17 protein-coding genes are annotated in these 17,962 nt (G+C 70.2%); 3 read left to right on the forward strand and 14 right to left on the reverse strand.

The features are described from left to right. Positions 1-21 precede the first annotated feature (21 nt). Positions 22-138 carry a hypothetical protein gene (locus ABZ260_RS25755; RefSeq protein WP_355622519.1) on the forward strand — a complete coding sequence of 39 codons (117 nt, stop codon included), beginning with the start codon at positions 22-24 and terminating at the stop codon, positions 136-138. Positions 139-199: 61 nt separating this feature from the next. Here the strand turns inward: ABZ260_RS25755 and ABZ260_RS25760 are convergent, their stop codons facing one another. From ABZ260_RS25760 to ABZ260_RS25805, 10 genes are all read right to left on the reverse strand, one after another. Continuing rightward, entirely contained in the window at positions 200-568 is a 369-nt protein-coding gene (locus ABZ260_RS25760) for a hypothetical protein (protein ID WP_355622473.1), read from the reverse strand. A gap of 102 nt (positions 569-670) precedes the next feature. After that, positions 671-2,212: an AMP-binding protein gene (locus tag ABZ260_RS25765; protein ID WP_355622476.1), complete on the reverse strand. Its 1,542-nt coding sequence runs from the start codon at positions 2,210-2,212 to the stop codon at positions 671-673. Between the two features lie 128 nt (positions 2,213-2,340). Beyond that, a complete protein-coding gene (locus tag ABZ260_RS25770; RefSeq protein WP_355622479.1) occupies positions 2,341-3,099 on the reverse strand; it encodes an SDR family NAD(P)-dependent oxidoreductase in 759 nt (252 codons plus the stop codon). Positions 3,100-3,161: 62 nt separating this feature from the next. Next, the gene (locus tag ABZ260_RS25775) at positions 3,162-3,839 is read right to left on the reverse strand and encodes a TetR/AcrR family transcriptional regulator (protein ID WP_355622482.1); all 678 of its coding nucleotides are present in this window, start codon (positions 3,837-3,839) and stop codon (positions 3,162-3,164) included. A 94-nt stretch (positions 3,840-3,933) separates the two neighbouring features. After that, on the reverse strand, positions 3,934-4,707 hold the full coding sequence (locus ABZ260_RS25780; RefSeq protein ID WP_355622485.1) for an ATP-binding cassette domain-containing protein: 774 nt from the start codon (positions 4,705-4,707) through the stop codon (positions 3,934-3,936). Then, on the reverse strand, positions 4,691-6,466 hold the full coding sequence (locus ABZ260_RS25785) for an ATP-binding cassette domain-containing protein (RefSeq protein ID WP_355622488.1): 1,776 nt from the start codon (positions 6,464-6,466) through the stop codon (positions 4,691-4,693). The genes ABZ260_RS25780 and ABZ260_RS25785 overlap by 17 nt, the downstream gene beginning before the upstream one ends. A gap of 14 nt (positions 6,467-6,480) precedes the next feature. Beyond that, on the reverse strand, positions 6,481-7,359 hold the full coding sequence (locus tag ABZ260_RS25790) for a branched-chain amino acid ABC transporter permease (protein WP_355622490.1): 879 nt from the start codon (positions 7,357-7,359) through the stop codon (positions 6,481-6,483). 27 nt (positions 7,360-7,386) lie between these two features. Beyond that, positions 7,387-8,589, reverse strand: coding sequence for an ABC transporter substrate-binding protein (locus ABZ260_RS25795; RefSeq protein WP_355622493.1), 1,203 nt, complete (start codon positions 8,587-8,589; stop codon positions 7,387-7,389). 70 nt (positions 8,590-8,659) lie between these two features. Further along, positions 8,660-9,856, reverse strand: coding sequence for an ABC transporter substrate-binding protein (locus tag ABZ260_RS25800; protein WP_355622496.1), 1,197 nt, complete (start codon positions 9,854-9,856; stop codon positions 8,660-8,662). A gap of 116 nt (positions 9,857-9,972) precedes the next feature. Beyond that, the gene (locus tag ABZ260_RS25805) at positions 9,973-11,205 is read right to left on the reverse strand and encodes a cytochrome P450 (protein ID WP_355622499.1); all 1,233 of its coding nucleotides are present in this window, start codon (positions 11,203-11,205) and stop codon (positions 9,973-9,975) included. Positions 11,206-11,351: 146 nt separating this feature from the next. Between ABZ260_RS25805 and ABZ260_RS25810 the strand changes: the two genes are divergently transcribed. Continuing rightward, on the forward strand, positions 11,352-11,981 hold the full coding sequence (locus ABZ260_RS25810) for a PaaI family thioesterase (protein ID WP_355622502.1): 630 nt from the start codon (positions 11,352-11,354) through the stop codon (positions 11,979-11,981). Continuing rightward, positions 11,978-12,955 carry an aldo/keto reductase gene (locus ABZ260_RS25815; RefSeq protein WP_355622504.1) on the forward strand — a complete coding sequence of 326 codons (978 nt, stop codon included), beginning with the start codon at positions 11,978-11,980 and terminating at the stop codon, positions 12,953-12,955. Before ABZ260_RS25810 ends, ABZ260_RS25815 begins: the two co-directional genes overlap by 4 nt. Positions 12,956-13,001: 46 nt before the next feature. Here ABZ260_RS25815 and ABZ260_RS25820 read toward each other — a convergent pair whose 3' ends face one another. From ABZ260_RS25820 to ABZ260_RS25835, 4 genes are all read right to left on the reverse strand, one after another. Then, positions 13,002-13,373 (reverse strand): iron-sulfur cluster assembly protein, encoded by a 372-nt coding sequence (locus ABZ260_RS25820; protein WP_355622507.1) that lies wholly within the window; start codon positions 13,371-13,373, stop codon positions 13,002-13,004. Next, positions 13,373-14,461, reverse strand: a complete 1,089-nt coding sequence (locus tag ABZ260_RS25825) for an amidohydrolase family protein (protein ID WP_355622510.1) — start codon at positions 14,459-14,461, stop codon at positions 13,373-13,375. Before ABZ260_RS25825 ends, ABZ260_RS25820 begins: the two co-directional genes overlap by 1 nt. Positions 14,462-14,715: 254 nt before the next feature. Then, positions 14,716-15,927 (reverse strand): acyltransferase, encoded by a 1,212-nt coding sequence (locus ABZ260_RS25830; RefSeq protein WP_355622513.1) that lies wholly within the window; start codon positions 15,925-15,927, stop codon positions 14,716-14,718. Further along, on the reverse strand, positions 15,924-17,962 hold a 2,039-nt coding region (locus ABZ260_RS25835), incomplete at its 5' end, for a condensation domain-containing protein (RefSeq protein WP_355622516.1). The genes ABZ260_RS25830 and ABZ260_RS25835, both read right to left, overlap by 4 nt.

Here is a 17,962-nt window from a genome sequence, read left to right on the forward strand (position 1 = left end):
GCGTGGAAGCTCGCCCCCGCACTGGCCACCGGCAATACCGTCGTGCTGAAGCCCGACCCGCCGAAGACCCGCAGCCGATCCCCCGGCTCACGGCGTCCCGCGCCACGGGCGTCCGCACTGGCCAGCAGCGCCGGATGAACGGTGCGGAACACGTCCCGGCGCACCTCGTCGAACTGGAGCACGGCGACGATCTCGCTGGTCATGGACGGTTCTCCTCCGGGGTTCGGAACGGCGGGCGGAACAGAGGCAGCAGCCCGGCGAAGTACACGGCGACGGCCCCGACGAGCGGTCCCTCCGCGGTGCCGGACATGCCGCCGGACTGCACGACCGAGGCGACCGCGTCCGGGTTGGCGAGATGAGCCCGGACGGCCAGGAAGAGCGACTGGCCGGTCCAGCCCCGGTCGAGCCCGAACCCGAGCACCGAACCGGCGAGCACGGCCGGCCCGCCCAGCGGGGCGAGCGCCGCCGGCACGAACGCCCACCCCCATCCGACGGTCGTGCCGAGCGCCGGGACGACCAGGCCCGCGAACAGCGGCGCGGCGGGCACTCCGGCGAACCTCAGGCTCATCGCGAACCCGCTGCGCGGCCGGAAGGCCGCGACCAGCGCCCGACCGGTGACAGGACGGCCCGGCCCAGGACGCGCAGCAGTCCGGGCCGGGCCGTCCCGTGCTCAACTGCCCGCGACGCGCCTGTCGCGTCCCGCCCAGTGGGGCTCGCGGAGCTGCTTCTTGAGCACCTTCCCCGCGACGCTCTTGGGCAGCGGCTCGGTCCGGATCTCCACGAAGGCGGGCTTCTTGTACGAGCCCAGCCGGTCTTTGACGATCCCGACCACATCCGCGGCCGACAGGGCCGCGGCGTCCTCCACCACCACGCTCGCGCCGGGCGCCTCGCCCCAGCGGTCGTTCGGCACCGAGTAGACCGCGACCTCCAGCACCCCGGGCAGAGCCGCGATGACATTCTCCAGTTCGGCCGGGTAGATGTTGAATCCGCCGGAGATGATCATGTCGCCCTTGCGATCGAGGATGTAGAGAAAGCCGTTCCGGTCGATCCGGCCGACGTCACCGGTCAGCACCCAGCCGTCCAGGATCCGCTCGGCGGTCGCGTCGGGGTTACTCCAGAACCCCTCCATCTGGCCGTCTGCCCGGGCCGCGATCTCGCCCTCCTGGCCGAGCGGCAGTTCCTCGTGGGTGGCCGGGTCGATGATCTTCATGTCGGCGAAGGGCTGGACCCGTCCGGCCGAGCGCAACGGACTGGAACCCGGCACGTCGGAGAACCACTCCTTGGCGGGCATGAACGTCACGGGGTTGATCTCGGTCTGGCCGAAGCCGGTGAACAGCGCGTCACCGAAGAAGGAATGGGCCAGGCGCGCGGTCTCGTCGTCGATGGGCGCCCCGCTGACCATGATCGCCTTCAGCGACGACAGGTCACGCGAGCGGGCGTCCGGGTGCTTGAGCAGACTGCCGAGGATGGTCGGGATGCCGAGCATGTGGGTGATCCGCTCGTCCTCGACGAGCTGGAGCACCTCGCCGGGAACGAGCTTACGGAGCATGTAGTTGCGCCCGCCCGCCATCCAGGTCGGGGTGACGAAGTAGCCCGAGCCATGCGAGATCGGGCTCTGGTGCAGAAATGTGTCGCCGGGCACGATGGGCGGCCACCCGTACAGCCAGTCGCGAGCGACGGCCAGCCATCGCCAGTGGGTGAACGCGACGCCCTTGGACAGCCCGGTCGTGCCCGCGGTGTGCCGGATGATGTAGTAGTCGTCGGGCGAGACCTTCGGAGCGGGGTCGCGGTCGTCCGAGGCGGCCAGCAGACTCTCGTAGGTGTCGTCCCGAACCAGGACGAACTTGAGGTCGGGACAGCCGGCGACGACGAGGTCCAGGTCCTCGGCGTGGTGGGCGTCCACGACGAAGGCTGTGCAGCCGGTGTGGCTGATCATGTGGGTGTGCGCGGCCACGGCGTTGCGGGCGTACAGCGGGACCCGGACGAAGTTGCCGATGGTACAGGCGAGCAGCAGGTCGGCCGCCTCGATCGAATTGTCCTCCAGGCAGGCCACCCGGTCGCCGGGCTTGACCCCGTTCACACCGAGGATGTTGGCCATCCGCACCCCGCGCTCCCACGCCTGGGCGAAGGTCAGCGACCGGCCCTCCATGACGATCGCCTCGTCACCGGCGAACCTTTCCGCCGCCCTCCACATCACGTCGCGAACGTTCATTTCGGCCTCCGCCCTGGTCAATGGCACCCTGGTCAGGTCAAGCTAGGGTGGCCCATTTCACATGTCAATAGATGTGTTGACGATTTGATCGATGATTCAGCCAGGAACCCGACGGGAGAGCCGGAGAGTCAGCCGGCGGACCAGCCACCGTCGCTGGTGAGCACCGCGCCGTTGACATTCCCGGCCTCGGCCGACAGCAGCCAGGAGATGGTGCTCGCCAGCAGGTCGGGGTCCACGCTCGGGCCGCGCAGCCGGAGTACCGGGCGCAGCCGGTCCACGCCGAAGTCACCGCGCGGTGTCGCCGAGCTGCCGAGGTCGGTGTCGACCGCGCCGGGGCAGACGGCGTTGCAGCGGACGCCGTCGCCCCGGTAGGTCCAGGCGATCGCCCGGGTCTGCCCGATGACGGCGTGCTTGGCAGCGGTGTAGGCGAACCCTGCCGCCGCACCGCGCAGCCCCGCCTCGGACGCGATGTTGACGATCACGCCGCCGCCGCGTTCCAGGAAGTGCCGCAGCACCGCTCGGCTCACCCGCATCGGCCCCGTGGCGTTGACGGCCATGACCCGTTCCCAGGTGGCGTCGTCCAGCTCGTGGGCCGGGACGAACCAGTCCATGACGCCCGCGACGTTCGCGACCCCCGCGAGGCCGCCGAAGGCGTCCAGCGCCGCCGCGATCAGCCGGTCGACGTCGGCCTGGACGCTGACGTCGCCGGTGACGGTGACCAGCCCGGCCGGCCCCTTGGCCGCGAGGTCGGCGAGCCGTTCGCCCGCGATGTCGAAGGCGGCGACCCGTGCCCCTTCCGCCAGCAGCCGGAGCACGGTCGCGCGGCCTATGCCGCTGCCCGCTCCGGTGACGACGAAGGCCCGGCCTCGATGCCGCAACGTGTCCATGGCGGGACCGTAACCCGGCCGACGAAGTTCGTCAACGGGTATGTTGAAAAACTGGAGGGGCGCTACGCGTCCTCGTCGGGACTCCAACTGTCGGGGTCGGCCAGTAGCCCTTTGAGGACGATCTCGGCGAACGCGTCGCCGACCTCACGGGCCGTGACGCTGCCCTCGGGCCGGAACCAGCGATGCGACCAGTTGACCATCCCGATCACGCCGTACGACAGGACTCGGGGAGTCGCCAGCGCCTTGAACACGCCCTCATCGAGGCCCTGCTGGACGACGGCGAGCACGACGTCCTCGTAGCGGCGGTTCAGGTCCCACATGTCGGCGGTCCACTCGGAGCCCTCCTCCTCGGGGCCGAACATGCTCATCTTTTCCTGGATGTACACGAACAGGTACGGGTAGTGCTTCTCGTAGGAGAGCATGAGTTCCCGGACCAGGGCGGCGAGCTTGCGCGCGACGGGCAGGTCGCCGTCACGGATGGCCTCCGCGCGCACCACGTTGTCCTCGGCCGCCTGGAACACGACCGCGTGGAACAGCTCCTCCTTGCTGGAGACGTAGTAATAAAGCGAGGCCCGGTCGGTGCCAAGCGCGTTGGCCACGTCGCCGAGGCTGGCGGCGCCGTAGCCCTTCTCCCGGAACACGGAGGCGGCGGCGTCGATGAGTTTCTTACGACGCTCTTTGTAACCGTCGCGTCCACCGGAGAGCGCGGCCTGACGCCGCCGTCCGATCTGGCTGCTCATGTCCCGACTCCTCAGGGAAAGCGGGGCCACCGCCCCGCACGACGCCCCGACGATACCCCAACCCGAGGTGCCCACCGGACGCCGCGCGGGACGGTCACACCGCCAAGTCGCCCTCCCTGACGAGGCCCAGGTAGATCTGCTGGACGGTCGGATCCTCCATCACCTCCCGGGTTTTCCCGTGAGCGATCACCTGCCCCTGGTCGAGTGCCACGAGCCGGTCGGCGTGCCGCGAGACGAAGTCGACGTCATGGTCCACGATCACCACGGTCGTCCGCCGGTCCCGCAGGCTGCGCAGCGCCGCGGAGATCGCCGGACGCTCCGACGACGTGGTGCCCGAGGTCGGCTCGTCCAGCAGGACCCAACCCGCCTCCGAGGCCATGATCCGCGCCAGGTCCACGAGCTTCTGCGTCCCGTACGGGATCTCCGCCAGCCGCTCGCGGGCGACGCCCAGCAGCCCGCACTCCTCCAGGATGGCCAGGGCGGCCCTCTCCTGCTCGCGCTCGCGCCGGATCACCGAGGGCCAGCGTAGCGCGGGCAGCAGGGTGGACGCCGACAGGTGCCGGGAGCGGCCGAGGAGCACGTAGTCGAGCACCCGAAAGTCCTCGAAGTGGTCCATGGACTGGAAGGTCCGGCCGATGCCGAGCGCGGAGATCGCCTCGGGCCGCCGTCCGGCGAGTGTCTCGCCCGCGAAGGTGATCCGGCCGCTCTGCGGGCGGTATACCCCGCAGACGCAGTTGAGCATGGCCGTCTTGCCCGCGCCGTTGGGTCCGATGAGCCCGAACGCCGCGCCGGGCTCGACCTCGAAGGACACCTCCCTCAGGGCGTGGATCCCGCCGAACCTCAGCGAGACGTCATCGACGCGCAACATGGGCGTTCTCCTCGGTCAGCTCGCCGTCCTCCATGAGATAGACGCGCTCGGTCAGCCGCCGCGCCACCTCGACGTTCTGCTCGACGACGATGACGGCGAGGCCGGTCGTCTCGTGCAGTTCCCTGATGGCCTTGACGACCCGGTCGATGGCGACCGGGGCGAGGCCGAGCGACATCTCGTCGATGAGCAGCAGTCTCGGTCTCAGACTGGCCGCGACGGCGAGCGCCAGCAGCTGTCTCTCACCGCCGCTGAGCAAGCCCGCCTTGGAGTCCCAGCGGCGTTCGAACAGCGGCCACTCGTGCGGCATCGCCGCCCTGGCCGCCGCCAGATCGCCCACGTGCCGCAGGTGTTCCTCGACGGTGAGGTCGGCGAACACCTTCTCCCGCTCGGGCACCAGGATGACGCCCCGGCGCGCGGTGCCGAGCGGGGTCGAGCCGAGCGTCTCGGCACCGTCGAAACGGAGGGACCCGCGCAGCCGCACCCCCTCGGAGCCGAAGAAGCCGGTGATGGCGCGCATCAAGCTGGTCTTCCCGACGCCGTTGCGGCCGACGATCGCGACCAGGTCGTGCTCCCCCACGGTGAGGTTCAGCCCGTTCAGCGCCCAGGCGCCATTGCTGTAGACGAGATCGACGCCGCGCAACTGGAGCAGCGCGGACTCGACGACCGGTCCCTCGGCCCGCACCGCCGGCGGGCCCGCCGCACCGGGCCGTCCGAGCTGGAGCAGGAACCGGTCGGCGGCCCGCGCAAGGGTCGGGACGACCCCGTCCGGCAGGTACAACAGGACGACCAGCACGAGCAGCCCGAAGATGCCGGTGTTGACGAAGAACACGTTGTCGCGGAACCAGCCGGTGAGGCCGGTCGCGGTCGGGTCGGCGTCCTGGGCGTACAGGCCAAGGACGAGCGGAGCCGTCGTCACCAAGATCGTGCCGAACAGGGCGCCGCCGAGCGAGCGGAGCCCGCCGACGATGACCATCACCACGAACGTGATCGCGAACTGGAGGGTGTAGGAGTCGGCCGAGACCCGGCCGATGTAATAGGCGAGCAGCGCGCCGGACAGCGCGATGAGCGCCGAGCTGCCGACGAACGCCGACAGTTTCCAGTGTGACGCCCGCACCCCGATGGTCTTGGCCGCGAGCTCGTTCTCCCGCACCGCCATCCACATCCGGCCCGGCTGGCGGGCGTAGACGTTGCGCAGCAGCAGCACGACGACCACGAGCACGACCCCGAGGAAGGCCAGCCATTTCCGTCCGGCCTCCAGCTCCAGCGAGCCCAGCTCGGGGACGCCGACGGGCACGCCGCCGACGAACGCCGAGTCCGTCTTCTGGTACTGGTGAACCCCGAAGATGACGACGAAGTGCAGCGCCAGCGTGACCAGCGCGAAGTACACGCCGTGCAGCCGCAGCGCCGCCAGGCTCACCACCGCGCCGAGCATCCCGCCGAGCACCGTCACCGCCAGAAGCGTCACGGGGAAGACGCCCCACGGCTGGTGGGAGAGGATCGAGGCGGCCAGCGCACCGAACGCCATGATCGCACCATTGCCGAGCGAGACGATCCCCGCCCGGCCCATCAGCCAGTCGAGGCCGAGCGCGCTGAGCGCGTAGATCACGACCAGACCCGCGACGTACTGCCAGTACTCGTCGTCGCCGAACAGGATCACGGCGAAAGTCAGCGGGAACACGAGCCAGGCCCAGCTGCGCACCACGCCGAGTGCCGTCAGCGGCAACCGGCGTCCACGCGGCTGGGGTACCGAGGTGTCCATCAGTCCGTCCTCCTTCACAGCCGGGCCACGCTGGGGCTGCCGAACATGCCTTGCGGGCGGGTGAACAGCAGGAGCATGAGCACCAGGTAGGCGACCACCTCCGACCAGGAGCCGCCAAGCGTCAGGACGGCCAGGGTCTGCACCCCGGCCAGCGCCATCCCGCCGACCACCGCCCCGGTCAGCGAGTCGAGCCCGCCCAGCAGGACCGCGGCGAACGCGACCAGCCCGAACCCCTGTGCGGAGATCGGGTCGATTGTGGACCGCAGCGCGAAGCACACCCCGGCCGCCGCGGTCAGCCCACAGGAGATCGCCCAGGCCAGCGCCGACATCCGGTGGACGTTGATCCGCGACAGGCCCGCCAGCAGCGAGCTGCCCGCCACGGCCCGCATATGCGTGCCGATCCTGCTGCCCCGCAGCAGCAGGGCCAGCGCCCCCACCAGGACAGCCGCGATGACGACCGCGTACAGGTCGAGCTGCTTGAACGGGACCCCGCTCCAGGTCACCAGCGTTCCGTTGGCGAACGGGGTCTCGATCGCGCGGATCTCCGGCCCCCAGATGATCATCATCAGCGCGGTGAGCACCGTGTTCAGCCCGAGCGTCGCGATGACGAGCGAGAACAGGCTCTCGCCGATGAGCTTGCGGAAGATCAGCGTGTAGAGCAACGCGCCGAGGAGGCAGAGCGTCAAGCAGACCGCGACCAGGGCGGGCACCCACGGCAGCCCGGCCTGAAGGTAGGCGAGGAAGACGAACCCGCCGAGCGCCATGATGGCGCCCTGCGCGAAGTTGATCGCTCCGGTGGAGCGGAAGAGGATCACGAATCCAACACCGATGAGGGCATACAGGCTGCCGTCCACAACCGTCCCGAAGAGCAACGTCGCCAGATCACGTCCCATGGGACGCTCCTTTCTCCTTCTCCCCGGCTAGTTCGCGCCCGTACCGGTCGCGAGCCTGTCGAGGTAGAGCACGGTCCTGCCGTCCTGCCACCGGTAGGCGGGCATGGCGGCCGCGCCCTGGTGGACCTCCGTGGTGAACTTCAGATCACCCGGGGTTATCCCGTCCGAGGGAATCGGATTGGCCTCGATGGCGTCGCGCAGTTCCCGGCCGGAGCAGCCGCCGCACTTCAGCAGGGCCGAGCCGACCTCAAGGCCGTTGAGGTAGCCACGAACGGTGTAGGAGGTGTCGACCGAGATCTTCGCCTTGGCGAAGGCGTCGAGCATGGCCTGCCAGTTGGCGTCCCCGCCGAGCCGGTCGTCCGCGGTGTTGTCGAGGTAGGTGTGGGTGAGGACGAAGAGGTTCTCGTCCTTGGTCTTTTCAAGGATGGCCGGACCCGCGTCCGGATTCTGGATGATCGGCCCCTCGAACCCGAGGGCGCGGACGTTGTCGCGCAGCAGCGCGGCGTTCTTGTCCGACAGCAGGCTGACGATGGCGTCGGGCTTGGCGGCCACCAGCTTGGACGCCTGCGCCCGGATGTCCGGGCTGGCCGTCAGCGGGACGACCTCCTTGCCGACCATCGGCCACGAGCGTGCCGACAGTGCCGACCCGAAGCTCTTGGCGAAGCCCTGCTGGGAGGCGGCGTCGATGTGGATGAAGGCGACCTTCGGCTTGTCGGCCGTGACGGTCTTCTCGATGAGCTGGAGCACCGGGGCGACCTGGTAATCCTGCCCGGACTGCGGCTGGAAGACCCACGGGCTGGTCGACGGCGGGGATACCTGGGTGGGCGAGGCCGCCGTGCAGGCCAGCACGGTCTCGGCCTTCACCGCGAGGTCGGTCGCGGCCTCGCAGATGGAGCTGATCGTCACGCCGACGATGGCGTGGACCTTGCGCTGGGTGAGCAGTTGCTGGATGTTGCCGAGCCCGCGCTGCACGTCGCTCTGGTCGTCGAGCGAGACGAGCTGGATCTGACGGCCGTTCACCCCGCCCGAGGCGTTCAGCGCGTCGAAGTATGCCTTGATGCCCGCGTGTCCGCCCTGTCCGGAGATCGAGAACGGGCCGGACAGATCCCCGTTGTACCCGATGACGATCGGGCCGTCACCGCCGCTCCCCGACGACGATCCCCCGCAGGCCGTGAGGCCGGCCGCCAGGGCGCCGGCCGCCGCGACGGCGAGAATCCGCTTCAACTTCATGTCTTTCCCTTGTGCTCTCGGGGTGGTGGTCCGGTCCGGGCCGTGCGGCCCGGACCGGGAGTGCGGCGAATCAGTTCACGCCGGTTTTGAGAGACGGCTCGACGAGCGCGGGGCCACCGTCCTTCCAGTGGTAGGCCGGGACGGCCTGGGCGCCCTGGTGGTCGTCGGCGGAGAACTTCAGGTCACCCGGGGTGATCCCATCGGACGGGACGACGGCCTTCTCGATCGCGGCCCGCAGTTCCTCGCCCGAGCAGCCGTCGCAGTCGGCCAGCGCGGTCCCGACGACCAGCGCGTTGAGGTAGCCGCGGGTCGCGTAGGAGGTGGAGAGGTCGAGCTTGGCAGCGGCGAACGCGTCGGCCATCGACTTCCAGTTGGCGTCGCCGCCGAGTCGGTCGCTCGCGGTGTTGTCGAGGTAGGCGTGGGTCAGGACGTACAGGTTCTCGTCCTTGGTGATGTTCATGATCTCTGGCCCGGTGTCCGGGTTCTGGATGATCGGCCCGGTGAAGCCCTGGGCCCGCAGGTTCTGCTGGAGCAGGGCGGAGTTCTTGTCCGTCATCAGGCTGACGACGACGTCGGGCTTGGCCGCGACCAGCTTGGACGCCTGCGCCCGGATGTCGGGGCTCGCGGTCAGCGGCACGACCTCCCTGGCGACCAGCGGCCAGCTCCGCCGCTGGAGCGCCGCGGTCACCGTCCGGCCGAAACCGTGGTGGGCGGCGGAGTCGAAGTGGATGTAGGCGACCTTCGGCTTGTCGGCCGTGACGGTCTTCTCGATGAGCTGGAGCACCGGGGCGACCTGGTAATCCTGCCCCGAGGTGGCCATGAAGACCCAGGGGCTGGCGTTCGGCGGGGCGACCTGGCTCGGCGCCGCGCCGACGCAGTCCAGCGGGACCTTGGCCTTGGCGACCATGTCGGTCGCCGCCTCGCAGATGCTGCTGATCGAGATGCCGATCAGCACGTCGGCCTTCTTCTGGGTGAGCAGTTGCTGGATGTTGCCGAGGGCCCGGTTGACATCGCCCCCGTCGTCGAGGGTCACAAGCTGGAGCTTGCGTCCCGCGATGCCGCCTGCCGCGTTCGTCGCGTTGACATAGGCCTCGATGCCCTTGTGGGCCCCCTGGCCGCCGATCGAGAAGGGGCCGGACAGGTCGCCGTCGTATCCGATGACGATGGGGTTGTTCGACGTCCCTTCGGACGAGTCCGCGCCGCCGCACGCGACCAGGCTTCCGGCCAGGGCCGAAAGCCCGATCACCGCCGTGAGCTTTCTCCTCATGGACTCCTCCTGATGATTCGATCCGGGCGGACCTGGATTCGGTCCGCCGAGCGCCCCGAGGAGCTCTGAAGCTAGTCACACCCCTGTTGACTGTCAACGGGTTCGTTGATTTGCTTTCAGGCGGGCCGGGAGACGACTTCGAGCGTGACCAGGGCGCGGGAGGTGAGCGTCGGCTTGTAGCGCAGCGGGTCGGTGACCACGTCGAGCGCGGCGAACTCCGTCGCGAAGTGCCGCAGGGTCTCCTGGACCTCGATCCGGGCCAGCGGCGAGCCGAGGCAGGTGTGGATGCCGTGCCCGAAGCCCAGGTGCCGGATCTTCTGCCGGGTGATGTCGAAGACGTCGGGGTCGGCGAACATCTCCGGATCACGGTTGGCGGCCCACTGCACGAGCATCACCCGGTCGGACTCGGCGATCGACTTGCCGCCGAACTCGAAGGACGTCCGCGCCCAGCGGCCCTGCCCGCCGATCGGGCCGTCATAGCGCAACATCTCCTCCACCGCGGGCCTGGCCAGTTCGGGCCGCTCGCGCAGCGCGCGCCACTGGCTGGGATGCCGGTCGAACGCGACCATGCCGTTGGCCAGCAGATTCGCCGTCGTCTCGTGTCCGGCGAAAATCATGAGAATGCACTGGGCGATGACCTCGTCGTCGCTCAGCGCGTCCGCGCCCTTCCCCGCCTGGACCATCCGCGAGATCAGGTCGTCGCGGGGCGCGGACCTGCGGGCCCGGATGATGTCGCCGAAGTAGTCGGCGAACCCCCGGACGGCCTCCTCGCCGAGCCGGGCACGCTCCTGGGCGGACATGCCGTCCTGGCCCGCGAAGATCGTGTGCGAGAGGTCGTCGGACCACTTCTTGACCAGCAGTCGCTCCTCCGGGGGCGTCCCGAGGTACTCCGAGATCACGATCACCGGCAGGTGGAACGCGTAGGACTCGATGAAGTCGAACGGTTCGTCCCGTGGCAGGCCGGCCGTGAGCTCATGGACCAGTTCGGTGACCCGGGGCCGAATCCCCTCGACGCTCTGCGGAGTGAACGTGGTCTGCAGCAGGTTCCGGAATCGGGTGTGGTCCGGCTGGTCCATCCAGGCGAAGAACTGGCCGAGGTAGTGGAAGACCGGCGACACCTCGCCGCCGCCCTTGCGCCGCGCCGACTTCTCGCCCCACGGGCCCGCCATCCGGTTGGAGCTGAGCCGGGCGTGGTCGCGGTAGGCGGCGGCGACGTCCTGGTAGCGCGTCAGGATCCAGCCGCCCCAGCGAGGGTTGAAGTAGACCGGATCGCGTTCGCGGAGCCGCGCGTAAAACGTCGCCGGATCGTTGGTGGCCAGGTCCCCGTAGAGATCGTCGAGATCGAACATGCGGTCCGCTCCTGTTCTCGCCGACGTCAGAGGCTCGTCGCGCGGACGGGGGGAGTTTGTCAACGCGACGGTAGATTGTTGCGGCTCAGATCGTCAACACATACATTGATAAACCGGATGAGCCAGGGAGCGAGGTGGCCTGACCGGTGGCAGAGCGGTCGATCAACCTGTGGGGATTCGATACTCGGGACGAACACGGGAGTACGGAGACGTTCCTCGATCTGGTCTCGGCACTGCGCGGACTCCAGGACATAGTCACCTGCTGCGACCCACCGGACGAGCACGCGCGGGAGGCGGCCGAACTCATCGAGCGGGCCCATGCGCTACTGGCCGCCGACGCGGTCGTACCGGGACGGCAATACTCGGGGCTGCGCGGCGACGTCGACACCCGAGCCCATCCGTTCATCGTCCCGGTCGACGTCCACATGAAGGACGCCGAGGTGGCGACAGGGACCGTCACGTTCTCCCGCTTCTATCTGGGCGGCGGAACCGCGATCCACGGCGGCGCGGTCACGCTGCTGTTCGACGACTTCCTCGGCCGCCTCAGCAACTCTGGGCCGCCCACCAGGACCGCCTACCTGCGCGTCGACTTCCGCCGCGTCTGCCCGGTGGACGTCGCGCTCGAAGTCCGCGGCCGGGTGACGCGCCGCGAGGGCCGGAAGATCTTCATCAGCGGCGCGCTCCTGTGCGACGGCGACGTCGTGGCCGAGTGCGAGGGCCTGTGGATCGTCCTGCGCGCCGACGCCACCCCCGAAGAGACGGGATTCCTCCAGTGAGCGAATATCTGGGCGGCACGGGCCTGCGGGTTCCGGAGGTCTGCGTCGGCACCTACACCCTGGCCGGGGCCTGGGGCGGCGACCTGGACGCGGCGACGGCCGGGCTGCGGCACGGGCTCGACCGGGGCCTGGTCTTTTTCGACACCGCGCACGCCTACGGACGGGCCGAGTCTGCGCTGGGCCGGGTGCTCGCGCCCGAGCTGGCCGGACACCGCGACGAGATCGTCCTGTGCTCCAAGGGCGGGCTCGACCTCCGGCGGCGGGCGGGCGCGGCCACCCCGTTCGCGCCGAACTCGCGGCCGGAGTTCCTGCGCGCCTGCCTGGTCGACTCGCTGCGGCGGCTCGGCACCGACCATGTGGACGTCTATCTCGTGCACTGGTTCGACCCCGCAGTGCCGATCGCCGAAACGGCCGGGGCGATGGCGTCCTTCGTCAAGGAGGGCCTGGCCCGGCATATCGGAGTGTCGAACTACACGGTCGGGCAGATGGCCGAGTTCGAGCGAAGCGCCGCGCTCGACGTCATCCAGGTGCCCTACAGCCTGTTCAGCCGGGGCGCGGAGCGCGAACTACTCCCCTACGCACGGGAACGAAACCTCGGCGTCATGGGGTACGCGGCCCTCGCGCAGGGCTACCTTTCGGGGACGTTCACCGAGGAGCCATCGTTCTCGAAGAGGGACTTCCGGCGCGGCGCGTCCGACTTCTCCGGGGACGTCTACACCGCACGGGTGCACGCGGCCAAGGAGATGCGCGCGATCGCCGCGTCCCTCGGCTGCGGGTTGCCGGAGCTGGCCATGGCGTGGGTACGCGCGGGCGAGCAGCCCGTCGTCCCGCTGGTCGGGATCCAGGCGCCCGAGCACGTCGACTCGATCCTCACCGCGGCTGAGCTCGACCTCGCCCCGGACGTCCTGGCGCGGCTGCGGACGATCGCCGCATCGGCCCCGGAGATGGACTTCGACGCCCTGGTCACCAGCTGACCACAGGTACGCCCCGCCCGCCGTGCGGGGCCCTTCCCTTGTGCCCTCAGGCGGGACGCGGCCCGATCCCGAGCAGGACCAGCCGCCGCGAGCGCTCGTCCCGGACGGCCGGGTCGATCAGCGACGGATCCCAGTCCAGTCCCTCGTCCGGGACGACGTCGACCGAGGTCACGCCGGGCAGCCCGGTGAGCCGCTCGACCACCTCCCGGGCAATGTAGGCGACCATCATGCAGGACGGCGAGGTCAGCCGCAGATGCACCAGCAGCCGCCCGTCCTCCAGCGTGACGTCGCGGACCAGGCCCATCTGCAGAATGCTCATCGACAGGACGCTGGCCGAGCTGCACGGGTCGACGACCTCGGCCAGCCGTCGCTCGACCACCGCGCCGGGCTCGCGCCCGACGCTCCAGGCACGGGACATCACCGCCGCATCCAATCCAGCGTCGAGTAGGGTTCGGGCAGCGGCGCCCCCGGCGGGCGGGCGAACTCGTCCCCGGCGAGGTCCGCCTTCAGCCGTTCGATGTCCAGGCCGTGGCGGCGGGCGAATGTCCGTCCCATGATGTCGCGCTTGTTCTCCCAGGTGATCTGCTCGACCGGGTGGTAGAGACCGGTGTCCTCCAGCAGGTCCTCGGGGAACTCGAAGTCGAGCATGGCCTCGATGCACGGGCGCGGGTGGAACTGGAACGTCCCGGTCCCCCACTGGAGCCGCTCGTAGATGGCGTTGCCCCCGACGTGCAGCAGCCCGAGCAGGATCTTCGCGAACGTCCGGGGGCGCCGAGCGACCACGATGTTCATGTTCTCCAGGTTGACGAAGACGTTGGGGAACTTCGCCAGCAGCCAGGCGGTCTCCTCCACGAACGACATGCCGCCGTGGACGATCTCGAAGTCGATCTCGGGGAAGTGCGCGGCCGCGCCCTCGACGTCCGAGGGGCCGAACGCGCCGCGGTACTCCATCGGCCCGATCGGCAGCGCCTTGTGGATCGCGATGTGCCGAATGCCGAGCAAGAGCGCCTTCTCGAAGACAGGGAAGGCCACCTTCGGATCGTTGAGCGCCCAGGTCCGCGCGCCGTCCTCCTGCCAACTCGCCGGGTAGAGCTTGAGTCCCAGCGGGTCGAGGCCCTCGACCTGCTCCTCCAGGTACCGCTCCCAGCCGTCGCGCAGCGGGTCGATGGCCGCGTAGGTGCCGATGAACCGGGTCGGGTACTTGCGCACCGCCTCGTACGCCTTCTCCACCGAGGTCTGTCCGTCCTTGAAGACGAACAGCGGCTGGGGGTTGAAGACGCCGACGCTGGTCATGCTCTCCCGGAACAACAGGTTGGCCGAGTCGTCCACCGTCCAGTCGCGGACGAACAGCTCACGCGGCAGATCGTAGTCCGGGGAGCCCTGGTGGGCCGCGGTGTAGGCGGCGGCGTCCACCGACGCCTTGGCCGCCACCGGATCAGCCCAGTTCGACTCGTCCCAGTTCAAGGCGTGGACCAGGGAGTCCAGCACGAAGATGTCGTCGCGCATGACCGCACCACCATTTCGTCAACAGGTGCGTTTAGTCAACATGTACGTAGATTTTGTGTCAAGCGCATAGGCGCTTCCGCAGTGTCGCCATCGCTTCCCCGCACCCGCGGGTGAGAGTGGGCTCGGCGACCGCGACGTTGGCCCCGAGACCGGCCGAACCTGCCACCACCGGCAAGGGCCACGAGAGAAGACCACCCCGCGACCCACGACGGCCGGCATGCAGAAGGGACAGCTCCCCGCCGGCACGTTCGATCTCACATCGAGGGCTCCGCGCCCGGGGCCGGGGGTGTGGTCTTCGGTTCGCGGCGCAGCATGGCCCGCAGCCGCTTCTCGATCGGGTACTCGTACAGCCGGTACAGCCCCCACGACAGCAGCACGCTGACCGCCAGGCCGGCCACCGCGTACGGCAGGTGCGCCCAGCTGGGCGGCGGGAAGTCGTAGAGCGACTGCCGGCCGAACGCGTGCTTGGCGATCGGAAAGAGCACCAGGAAGTGCACCAGGTAGAAGGCGTAGGACCACTGGCCGAGCGCCACCAGCGGGCGGGAGCCGAGCAGGCTGCGCCGACCGGCCAGGTCGTTGGTCGCCGCCGCCGCGATGAGCAGCGCGAACACCACGATGCTGCCCCGGTTGGCGGCCTCGGCCAGCGCGGTCGGCCACAGGCCCGAGACGGACCACGCCCACAGCAGCGCGAAGTAGCCGACCGTGATCGCGGTCGCCGCGCGCAGCCCGAGCGGGCTGCGCCAGCCGCGGCGTACCGCGGCGGCGATCACGATGCCCAGCACGAACTCGCTGACCCGGGCGATCGGCGAGTGGGTGGCGAAGTAGTACAGGTCGGAGGTGAACCAGTTCTCCGGCGTGATCTGCGGATTGGCCAGCCAGAGCCAGACCCGGGTGCCGATGCTGATCGCGATGAGCACGGCGGCGATCGTCACCATCTGGCGCAGCGTGCGCCGCACGATCGGGCGGACCACGAACGGGAAGACCGCGTAGAAGAACGCCTCGCACGACAGCGACCAGGAGACGGTGTGCGGCACGGTGTCGCTCTGGAACGACGCCGGGATCCACGCCTGCACCAGGAGCAGCGTCGCGACCGTCCACCAGACCAGCGAGGTGCCGCCCTCGGTGGGCCAGAGCCGGCCGCCGACGAGCAGCGCGACCGCCGCGACGGTGGTGATGAGCAGTGACGGCCAGATCCTGGCGAAGCGGCGCCAGTAGAACCTCGGCGCGGTGTCGTTCTCAAAGAACGTCCAGGTCAGGACATATCCGGACAGAACGAAGAAGAAGGTGACCCCGGCGGTGCCGAGGATGAACAGCTCGTTGAGGTAGGGCAGCGGCAGCAGGATCGCGACGTGGCTGAAGAAGACGCCGAACGCGGCGAACCACCGCAGCCCGGTCAGCGACTCCAGCCTCGTCCTGGGGGGCCCCTCGCTCGTGGCCTGCGCGGGCTTGGCGGATACCGAGGTCATGACGACTTCCCCTCTCCGGTGAGGCCGGCCTGCGCGCGGCGCTCGTCGATGAGTGCCGCCTGCTCGCGGACCGTCGCGTGGCGCAGCAGGTCGGGCAGCTCCACCTCGATGCCGAACGCCACCTCGTAGCGCAGGCTGAGGCGGGCCAGGGTGAGCGAGTGGCCGCCGAGGTCGAGGAAGCCGTCGGCGGCGCCGATCTCCCGCACGCCGAGCAGTTCGCGCCAGATGCCGGCGACGGACTCCTCGGTGCCGCCCCTGATCGGCACCTGGCCGCCCTCGGCGCCCGGGGCCTCGGGGCTGGGCAACTCCTCGTGGGCGATGTCGCCCCGCGCGTTCCTGGGCAGCGCGTCGAGGACGACGACCGAACCGGGCACCTGGTATTCGGGCAGGTGGGCGGTGAGCTTCCGCGAATCGATCCCGTCACCGGCCACGTACGCGACGAGCCGGTCGTGGCGCACGTCCACGATCGCCTCGACCACACCGGGGCGGCCGGCCAGGGAGCGGGCCACCTCGTCGGTGTCCACCCGGAACCCGCCGACGGTGAACATCCGGTCGAAGCGGCCGAGCAGCTCCAGCGAGCCGTCGGGCAGGATCCGGCCCCGGTCCCCGGTGGCGGCGCCGCCGACGTGGATCTCGCCGGGTACGCCGGTGGCGCCGGGGCGCCCGGCCCGGCCGGTGACCTCGATCGGGGTGCCGGCCAGCGGGACGCCGAGCGGGACGCCCCTGCGGGGCTCGGCGAGCGGGTCGATCCGGTGGGCCGCGGCCCAGCGCTCTCCGTACAGGGTCCAGGTGGGGACTCGCGCGGCCAGTTCCCGTACCAGGGGGTCCGGGGTGGTGGCCGCGTCGCAGAGCGCGGTGAACGGACGGCCTTCCGGCAGGGCGTTCTCGCGCAGCAGCAGCCGCCACGTGGCCGATGGGGCGTGCACGACGGTGGCGTCCCCGACCAGGGTCCTCAGCCGCCCGATGTCACGGGTGGCCTGGGGGGGCGCGATCACCAGGTGCGCGCCGGAGGAGAGGGCCAGCAGCATGGCGTCGGCGAGCGCGCCGGAGGCGGGCGGGGCGAAGGTGAGCACGGTGCCGGTGGCGCCCAGGCCGATCCGCGAGGCCAGGTCCGCGGCCCGCGCGTAGCCCGCGTCCCGCGGGCCGCCGTCGGCCTTGAGCCTGGCGTACCACCACACGGCGAGGTCGGGGGTGTCGGCGGCCGGCGGTTCGGCCCCCTTGCGCACGGCGGGTGCCAGGGCTTCGGCGTGCGCGTCGAGCTGGGCGTAGGTCAGCGTGCCGTCGACGGAGGTGACGGCGGGCGAGTCCGGTGCGCGCCGCGCCCGCCCGGCCAGGACGGCGGCCGGGGGTTCGGCGCCGACGGTCCCGGGCTGGGGGAACCTCGGGGACGCGGGCAGCCGGAGGTCGCCGACCTGACGGTCGGGCTGGGCGCACGCCTCGGTGAGCAGGAGCGTGAACTGCTCGGCGAGGACCTCGACGGTCGCGGGGTCGAACAGGTCGTCGTTGTAACCCCACAGGCCCGCCATGCCGTCGCCGTCGACGCTGAAGTCCACCATCAGGTCGAAGTGCGAGACCTCGACGTCGGGCACGAACTCCGAGGCCCGCACGCCCGGCAGGTTCAGGAAGACGCCGTCGTTGTCGCGTACCCCGAGCCCCGCCTGGAACAGCGGCGTGTGGCTCCGCGGCCGCTGCGGGTGCAGCTCGCGCACCAGTTCCTCGAAGGGCATCTCCTCGTGGTCGTGGCCCTCGACGGAGGCGTGCCGCACCCGGCGCAGCAGCTCGCGGAAGGTGGGCTCGCCGCGCAGGTCGAGGCGGAGACAGATGATGTTGATGAAGCAGCCGACGAGCTCTTCGAGCTCGGGCCGGATGCGTCCGGCGGCGGGTACCGCGGTGACGATGTCGGCCTGGTCGGCATAGCGCGACAGCAGCACCCCGTAGGCGGCCAGCAGGACGGTGAACGGGGTGGTGCCCTCCTCGCGCGCCATCGCGCGCGCCGCGCCGACGACGTCCGCGGGCAGCCGGGAGCGGTGGAAGC

The sequence above is a fragment of the Streptosporangium sp. NPDC006013 genome (assembly GCF_040614275.1).
In the GTDB taxonomy this organism is placed as follows: domain Bacteria; phylum Actinomycetota; class Actinomycetes; order Streptosporangiales; family Streptosporangiaceae; genus Streptosporangium.

Bases quoted from the DNA above. Each gene is read 5' to 3' on its own strand.
- ABZ260_RS25795 (WP_355622493.1), bottom strand. From the start codon at position 8,589: ATGAAGTTGAAGCGGATTCTCGCCGTCGCGGCGGCCGGCGCCCTGGCG.
- ABZ260_RS25820 (WP_355622507.1), bottom strand. From the start codon at position 13,373: ATGTCCCGTGCCTGGAGCGTCGGGCGCGAGCCCGGCGCGGTGGTCGAG.
- ABZ260_RS25770 (WP_355622479.1), bottom strand. From the start codon at position 3,099: ATGGACACGTTGCGGCATCGAGGCCGGGCCTTCGTCGTCACCGGAGCG.
- ABZ260_RS25800 (WP_355622496.1), bottom strand. From the start codon at position 9,856: ATGAGGAGAAAGCTCACGGCGGTGATCGGGCTTTCGGCCCTGGCCGGA.
- ABZ260_RS25790 (WP_355622490.1), bottom strand. From the start codon at position 7,359: ATGGGACGTGATCTGGCGACGTTGCTCTTCGGGACGGTTGTGGACGGC.
- ABZ260_RS25805 (WP_355622499.1), bottom strand. From the start codon at position 11,205: ATGTTCGATCTCGACGATCTCTACGGGGACCTGGCCACCAACGATCCG.
- ABZ260_RS25765 (WP_355622476.1), bottom strand. From the start codon at position 2,212: ATGAACGTTCGCGACGTGATGTGGAGGGCGGCGGAAAGGTTCGCCGGT.
- ABZ260_RS25785 (WP_355622488.1), bottom strand. From the start codon at position 6,466: ATGGACACCTCGGTACCCCAGCCGCGTGGACGCCGGTTGCCGCTGACG.
- ABZ260_RS25760 (WP_355622473.1), bottom strand. From the start codon at position 568: ATGAGCCTGAGGTTCGCCGGAGTGCCCGCCGCGCCGCTGTTCGCGGGC.
- ABZ260_RS25825 (WP_355622510.1), bottom strand. From the start codon at position 14,461: ATGCGCGACGACATCTTCGTGCTGGACTCCCTGGTCCACGCCTTGAAC.
- ABZ260_RS25775 (WP_355622482.1), bottom strand. From the start codon at position 3,839: ATGAGCAGCCAGATCGGACGGCGGCGTCAGGCCGCGCTCTCCGGTGGA.
- ABZ260_RS25780 (WP_355622485.1), bottom strand. From the start codon at position 4,707: ATGTTGCGCGTCGATGACGTCTCGCTGAGGTTCGGCGGGATCCACGCC.
- ABZ260_RS25830 (WP_355622513.1), bottom strand. From the start codon at position 15,927: ATGACCTCGGTATCCGCCAAGCCCGCGCAGGCCACGAGCGAGGGGCCC.